Origin of the sequence: Microbacterium sp., from assembly GCF_031988965.1 — a bacterium.
In the GTDB taxonomy this organism is placed as follows: Bacteria; Actinomycetota; Actinomycetes; order Actinomycetales; family Microbacteriaceae; genus Microbacterium.
Genome location: NZ_DALZXX010000125.1, coordinates 8036 through 8444, shown reverse-complemented (window position 1 = coordinate 8444; position 409 = coordinate 8036). Strand labels below are relative to the sequence as shown.

The window sequence follows — 409 nt, the reverse complement described above, 5'->3', positions numbered from 1 at the left end:
CGTAGAGTCCGACGCCCTGACCGCCGACACGATCGAGAGCGGCCCGCACCCGGGCATAGCCGTCGGGCCCGCTCGACGCCCACGCAGGGCCGGTCGGGGCCGCGGACTGCGCCGCCTGCCAGGTCGCGATCTCGTCACCGACCCTGTCGGTCAGCGCATGCACGGTCGCGGTCGCGGCCACGACCGTGGCAGGGTCGCGGCGCTCAGCGAGCACCGTCTGCTGTGCCGAGAGCGCGGCAGCTCGGTGTGCGGCCGTGTCGAGCGTGCCGTCGGCGCGTGCGATCGCCGCGTCGAAGGCGATGATCTCGGCGAGGAAGGCAGGGCGCACCTCGAGAACCGCCGCCCGCTCAGTCGAATCCTTCTCGGCGATCGCGATCGACCCCTCGAGATGGTCGGTGCGCGCGAGCGC

At 73.6% G+C, this 409-nt stretch carries 1 pseudogene; it reads right to left on the bottom strand.

Going from position 1 to position 409, the window contains the following annotated elements:
* A pseudogene (locus tag RTM68_RS15125) lies at positions 1 to 409 on the bottom strand (hypothetical protein); the annotation flags it as partial.